This window comes from Streptosporangium sp. NPDC006013 (assembly GCF_040614275.1).
Lineage (GTDB): Bacteria > Actinomycetota > Actinomycetes > Streptosporangiales > Streptosporangiaceae > Streptosporangium.
Map to the genome: position 1 here is coordinate 21,966 of NZ_JBEXUE010000083.1, position 6,011 is coordinate 27,976.

Below are 6,011 nucleotides of genomic sequence, written 5' to 3' on the forward strand. Positions count from 1 at the left end.
CATCCGGTACGGCGCCCCCACCGGGTGAAAGTTGTCGGGTCCTACGGGTAACGTGCGGCCATGGCGAAGAAGGCTGGTGGCTACCGCTGTGCCGAGTGCGGGTGGCAGACGGCCAAGTGGGTGGGGCGCTGCGGCGAGTGCCAGGCCTGGGGCACGGTCGAGGAGGAGACGGCGCCCGCGGGTGCGCGGGTGGCCTCCGCCGGAGCGGTGTCGGCACCGGCGGTTCCGATCGGCCAGGTCAAGGCCGAGGTGGCGCACGCGCGCGGCACCGGGGTTCCCGAGCTCGACCGGGTCCTCGGCGGCGGTCTGGTGCCCGGAGCCGTCGTGCTGCTGGCCGGTGAGCCCGGCATCGGCAAGTCCACTCTCCTGCTGGAGGCGGCGGCCAAGATCGCCCGGCAGCAGACCGTCCTCTACATCACGGGCGAGGAGTCGGCCGCCCAGGTGCGGATCAGGGCCGACCGGATCGGCGCGATCCAGGACCGTCTCTACCTGGCCGCGGAGACCGAGCTGGGCGCGCTGGTCTCGCACGTCGAGAAGGTCCAGCCCGACCTGCTCATCGTCGACTCGGTGCAGACGATCGGCTCGGCCCAGGCGACCGGCGTGCCCGGTGGGGTGACCCAGGTCAGGGAGGTCGCGGGAAACCTGGTGCGGCTGGCCAAGGAGCGTGGCATGGCCACCGTGCTGGTCGGCCACGTCACCAAGGAGGGCTCGATCGCCGGCCCCCGCACGCTGGAGCATCTCGTCGACGTGGTGCTCCACTTCGAGGGCGATCGGCACTCCCGGCTCCGCCTGGTCCGCGCGATCAAAAACCGGTACGGCCCGGTCGACGAGGTCGGCTGCTTCGACCTGCACGAGAGCGGCATCGAGGGCATCACCGACGCCAGCGGCCTGTTCGTCTCGCACCGCACCGACCCGGTGCCCGGCACGTGCGTCACGGTCACCCTGGAGGGCACCCGGCCGCTGCCGGCCGAGGTCCAGGCGCTGGTCGCCAGGACCGAGGCCCAGCAGCCACGCCGCTCCTCCTCGGGGCTCGACACCTACCGGGTGACGATGGTGCTGGCCGTGCTGGAACGGCGGCTCAACGCCAAGCTGGGCGGGTGCGACGTCTTCACCGCGACCGTCGGCGGGATCAAGCTCAGCGATCCCGCCGTCGACCTGTCCGTGATGCTGGCGGTCGCCAGCGCGGCCGGCGACAAGGCGCTCCCCGCCGGCCTGGTGGTGCTCGGCGAGGTGGGCCTGGCAGGGGAGCTGCGCCCGGTGCGCGACGTGCGGCGCCGCCTGTCGGAGGCCGCGCGGCTGGGCTTCACCCGGGCACTGGTCCCGGCGGGTTCCCTGGAGGTGGGCAAGAGACGCAACGGCGACAACTCCCTGGTCCGGGTGGCCGGGCGGGGCGCGTCCTTCGCGCCCGGTTTCGACGTCGTCGAGGCGGAGAACGTCTGGGACGCCCTCACCCACGTCACCTGAGGCGCCACGCCCCACGGACCTCGTGCGGCCCATGGTCATCAGATGATTCCGGGCCGTGCGGGGCCTTCGCCGGTAAGCTGAGCGTTATACGCAGACCACGGGGGTCATGTGGCAGCAATGTACAAAGGGCTCGACGACCGCCGCAGGGACGTCCTCGCCGCCGTCGCACCGGGCACCGCCCTGCGCGACGGCCTGGAGCGCATCCTGCGAGGACACACCGGCGGCCTGATCGTGCTGGGATACGACAGCACCGTCGAGGAGATCTGCAGCGGCGGGTTCGAGCTGGACGTCGAGTTCTCCGCGACACGGCTGCGCGAGCTGGCCAAGATGGACGGCGCCATCGTCCTCAACTCCGGCGACCTGCGGATCGTGCGCGCGGCCGTGCACCTGATGCCTGATCCGTCCCTGCCCACCGACGAGTCGGGCACCCGGCACCGCACCGCCCAGCGGGTGGCCCTTCAGACATCCTTTCCGGTCATCTCCCTCAGCAAGTCCATGCGGATCATCGCCCTCTACCTCGACGGCATCCGCTACGTGGTGGAGGAGTCGTCGGTCATCCTGTCCAAGTCCAACCAGGCCCTGGCCACGCTGGAGCGCTACAAACTCCGCCTGGACGAGGTCTCCGGCACGCTCTCGGCGCTGGAGATCGAGGATCTGGTGACGGTCCGCGACATCGCGGTGGTCGCCCAGCGGCTGGAGATGGTCAGGCGCATCTCCGAGGAGATCGCGGGCTACGTGGTGGAGCTCGGCACTGACGGCCGCCTGCTCTCCCTGCAGCTGGATGAGCTCGTGGCCGGCACGGAGAGCGACCTCGAACTGATCGTGCGCGACTACCTGCCCGTGACGGGCCGCCGCCCGCGCAAGTTCGCCGAGGCGTTGCACGAGCTCGACCAGCTCTCCTCCGCCGACCTGCTCGACCTCTCGGTCGTCGCCCAGATCCTCGGCCATTCGGGCAACGACGCCCTGGAGACACCGGTGAGCCCCAGGGGCTACCGCCTGCTGGCCAAGGTTCCGCGCCTGCCGGGCACGGTGGTCGAGCGCCTCGTCGACCAGTTCGGCAGCCTGCAGAAGCTCCTGGCCGCCAGCATCGGTGACCTCCAGGAGGTGGGCGGGGTGGGCGAGGCCAGGGCCCGCCACATCCGCGAGGGTCTGTCCCGGCTGGCCGAGTCGTCCATCCTGGAACGCTACGTGTAAGAGATCCCCCGGCCGAGCGCGGAGGCTCACCGGGTCCTTCCGGCATGCCTCGCCCGGCGGCCTGGACGGTCGACGGCCGCCGGCCCGGCGAAGGTCTCCACGGCGCCGGTGCGCTGACCGCGAACTTCGGCCGGTTTTCCGGCCGTCGTCTCGCGGAAGCGGCCTTTCGGTGCCCCGGGGCACGCGGACGGACATCGCTAGCGAAGGTGGAAGACGGCCTTGCGGCTCCTCAGACCGGGGGCGTGGACCACCGCGACGTAGGTACCGGGACGCGCGGCGACGCGGTCGACGGTGCAGTCGTTCCCGGACCTGCGGCGGTCCCACACCAGCTCCCGGACATAGGGGATGCCCCGGTCGAGCTTGCGGATGTTCTCGGTCTCACCGCTGACGCAGTCGGAGGAGGACCACACGCGATCGTCACCGGAGGTGATGCGCACCTCCATGTTGCGCGGCCCCACGTCCGTGGTGCACATCACCTTGCCGACATTGACGAGGGTGAGGATGAACCGGGGCCGGATGCCCGGCGGGTAGACCGTCCCCTGGCCCTCCATGCTCAGTACGAGCTGCGGGGAGGCGCAGGCCTCACCAGGTCGCCGGGGCCTGGGGGCCGCCTTGCTCTCCCTCGGCTCCGGGGTCGGGCTCGCGGACGGGCTCGCAGGCGGTGAGGGGATGACCGTCACGGTCGGCAGGATGGCCAGCAGCGGGTCCGGCGCGTCCTTCTCGGCGGCCGAGGTGCCTTTCTCCCGGGCGTCCTGCGGCCCGCTCGTCGACGAGCAGGCCCACGCCACGACGGCGACCACCACGAGCACACCGACGAGCGCGGCCATCCGGCGCCGCCAGTAGATGTCAGCTCCGATATCGCTACGGAACGTGTCGGGATCCATACCGACAGTATGGTTAGTGCTCGCGGGCCACAGGGGGAGACCCGCCGCTACCGTCCCCGTTTCGGCCACCGATCATCGGCAGAAGACGGATGAAGGCAGGTGAAGGAGGGGCAAGGGGGCCCGATCCCGCACTATCGTCAAAAGGTGCCCGAGTCGAACCGCTTACTCGAACCCGTCCTCGACTGGTACGCCGGCAATGCCCGCGACCTTCCCTGGCGGGCGCCCGGCGCCTCGCCCTGGTCGATCCTGGTCAGCGAGATCATGCTGCAGCAGACACCGGTGGTCAGGGTGCTGCCCGTCTGGACCGAGTGGATGGAGCGCTGGCCCACGCCCGCCTCCCTCGCCGCCGAGCCCCCCGGTGAGGCCGTACGCCACTGGGGCCGCCTCGGCTACCCCCGCCGGGCGCTGAACCTGCACGCGTGCGCCCGCGCGATCACCGACCGGCACGGCGGCGAGGTCCCCTCGGAGCACGACGCCCTGCTGGCGCTGCCCGGCGTCGGCGAGTACACCGCGGCCGCGGTCGCCAGCTTCGCCTTCGGGGGCCGGCACGCGGTTCTCGACACCAACGTGCGGCGGGTCCTGGCGCGGGCCGTCGGCGGCGAGGAATATCCGCCAAAGGCCACCACGCCCCCCGAGCGCAGGCTCGCCACCTCGCTGCTCCCCGACGCCGACCGCGCCCCCGTCTGGGCGGTCGCCGTCATGGAGCTCGGCGCACTGGTCTGCACCGCTCGTGCCGCCCGCTGCGCCGACTGCCCGGTCAGCGACCTGTGCGCCTGGCGCCTGGCGGGCAAGCCCGCCTACGAGGGTCCCGCGCGCAGGGGGCAGACGTACGCGGGCACGGACCGTCAGTGCCGCGGCCGCCTTCTCGCGGTTCTGCGCCAGACCCACGGTCCGGTGCCCAAGGACGCCCTCGACGTGGTCTGGGACGACGCCCCGCAGCGAGAGCGCGCCCTCGACGGCCTGATCTCCGACGGCCTGGCCGAGGTCCTCGACGACGGCACCTACCGCCTACCCGGCTGAACGCGCCACGATCGACGCCTCAGCGCGGGAACGCGCCCTCGACGAGGGCAGCTGCCGCCCGGCTCGCGGTCACCGGGTGGAGCAGGCCGGTGCCTTTCCCGCCGGGGCCTCCGTGCACGGCGGGAAAGGCTCCACTGCCGCGCCGCGAGTCCGGCGGGCGAAGGCGATCAGGCGGCGAGACGCAGGCCGAGAGCCGTGAGGCTGGTGCGGGCCCAGTCGAGCTCCTCGGCGATCACGTTGACCAGTGCGCCGGGCCCCTTGGCCCGAAGCGGCACGGCCAGGTCGTGCGTCTCCACCTCGATGTGAGCGGTGCCGTTCACCGCGCCGGAGAGCATCGCGGTGAGGGTGTCCTCCAGGACCGAGCGGGTGCTGGGCAGTTCCCGGCAGGCGGCGGCCATGTGGTTGTGCACGTGGCCGAGCTTGACGACAGGAGCTCCGGCATCCGCCAGGCCGCGCAGGGCGACTCCGGGCTCCTCAGCGCCGCCGGAGAGGTAACAGGCGTCCAGGCAGACCCCCAGGTGCTCGGAGTCGATGCCGGAGACCCTGTCGAGTGCCTGCTTGGTGGTCTCCAGGACGCAGCCGGGCCACGGCTCGAAGCCGACCCTGATCGTCTTTCCGGTGACGCTGTACAGCCCGCGCAGCTCGCGGGCGAGGCGCTCCAACCGGCGCGAGGCTATCGCGTGCAGGTCGGCCGGCCAGTCGCGGCGCCAGCCGATGGGGATGGTGGAGATGCTTCCGAAGCGAACGTCCTGCGGGAGCAGGAAGGCCAGGATCTTGGCGAGTGCCATCGTGTAGCGGTAACGCTCGGGCTTGGCCCAGTCGGGACCGGGGGACTCCTGGTTCCTGCCGCCGGTTCCGTTGAGGCTGACGACCTCCAGGCCGCGCTCCTCAAGGGAGCGGCGCAGGCGCACCAGCTCTATCCGGTCCGCGGTGAGATGGTCGGCGACGCTCGGGGAGAGCCAGAGGCCGACGCCCATCCGCTCCACTCCGAGGCGCTTGCGCACCGGCACCGCGTATCTCGTCAGGTGCGCGATGAGGTTCTCGAGGTCCTCGGCGGGGTGCACGCCCGCGTTGTAGGCCAGGTGAACGAGCGTCCCGTCCTCGTGCCGTAAACGCATGCGTGCCTCCAAAACATACTTCCGTGTAAGCGTCTCCGATCGCCCCGCGCCGGTGTTCCAGCGCCGTGAGCCGGAGGCTCTCCCTGCCGGGAGCTCGACCCGGCCGTCCGAAGCATCCCGTGCGACCACCGGGCTCCGCGTCACTCACGAAGCTGATTTCCCGGTACGCCGCCAGGCTGACCTCGACGCCGATCTCACCATGATCACTGCAACCCACGGATCACTCGGGCAAGACTTATCGAACTCGCTCTACGCAGTGTAGTACTACCTATGGTGGCGAGACACCTTCTTAGGTAACAAATAGACAGACCCCGCCGTGAGTATCCTCACG

General features: G+C 71.2%; 5 protein-coding genes. 3 read left to right on the forward strand and 2 right to left on the reverse strand.

All coding sequences use genetic code 11. The features are described from left to right. Positions 1-60 precede the first annotated feature (60 nt). Positions 61-1,464, forward strand: a complete 1,404-nt coding sequence (gene radA, locus ABZ260_RS15600) for a DNA repair protein RadA (RefSeq protein WP_350925638.1) — start codon at positions 61-63, stop codon at positions 1,462-1,464. A gap of 117 nt (positions 1,465-1,581) precedes the next feature. Then, positions 1,582-2,658, forward strand: coding sequence for a DNA integrity scanning diadenylate cyclase DisA (disA, locus tag ABZ260_RS15605; RefSeq protein WP_355617277.1), 1,077 nt, complete (start codon positions 1,582-1,584; stop codon positions 2,656-2,658). Positions 2,659-2,855: 197 nt separating this feature from the next. Here disA and ABZ260_RS15610 read toward each other — a convergent pair whose 3' ends face one another. Beyond that, a complete protein-coding gene (locus ABZ260_RS15610; protein WP_355617265.1) occupies positions 2,856-3,542 on the reverse strand; it encodes a hypothetical protein in 687 nt (228 codons plus the stop codon). A gap of 144 nt (positions 3,543-3,686) precedes the next feature. Between ABZ260_RS15610 and ABZ260_RS15615 the strand changes: the two genes are divergently transcribed. Beyond that, entirely contained in the window at positions 3,687-4,562 is an 876-nt protein-coding gene (locus tag ABZ260_RS15615; RefSeq protein ID WP_355617268.1) for an A/G-specific adenine glycosylase, read from the forward strand. Between the two features lie 167 nt (positions 4,563-4,729). Here ABZ260_RS15615 and ABZ260_RS15620 read toward each other — a convergent pair whose 3' ends face one another. Continuing rightward, positions 4,730-5,680 carry a TIM barrel protein gene (locus tag ABZ260_RS15620; RefSeq protein ID WP_355617271.1) on the reverse strand — a complete coding sequence of 317 codons (951 nt, stop codon included), beginning with the start codon at positions 5,678-5,680 and terminating at the stop codon, positions 4,730-4,732. Positions 5,681-6,011 lie beyond the last annotated feature (331 nt).

Bases quoted from the DNA above. Each gene is read 5' to 3' on its own strand.
- radA (WP_350925638.1), top strand. From the start codon at position 61: ATGGCGAAGAAGGCTGGTGGCTACCGCTGTGCCGAGTGCGGGTGGCAG.
- disA (WP_355617277.1), top strand. From the start codon at position 1,582: ATGTACAAAGGGCTCGACGACCGCCGCAGGGACGTCCTCGCCGCCGTC.
- ABZ260_RS15610 (WP_355617265.1), bottom strand. From the start codon at position 3,542: ATGGATCCCGACACGTTCCGTAGCGATATCGGAGCTGACATCTACTGG.
- ABZ260_RS15620 (WP_355617271.1), bottom strand. From the start codon at position 5,680: ATGCGTTTACGGCACGAGGACGGGACGCTCGTTCACCTGGCCTACAAC.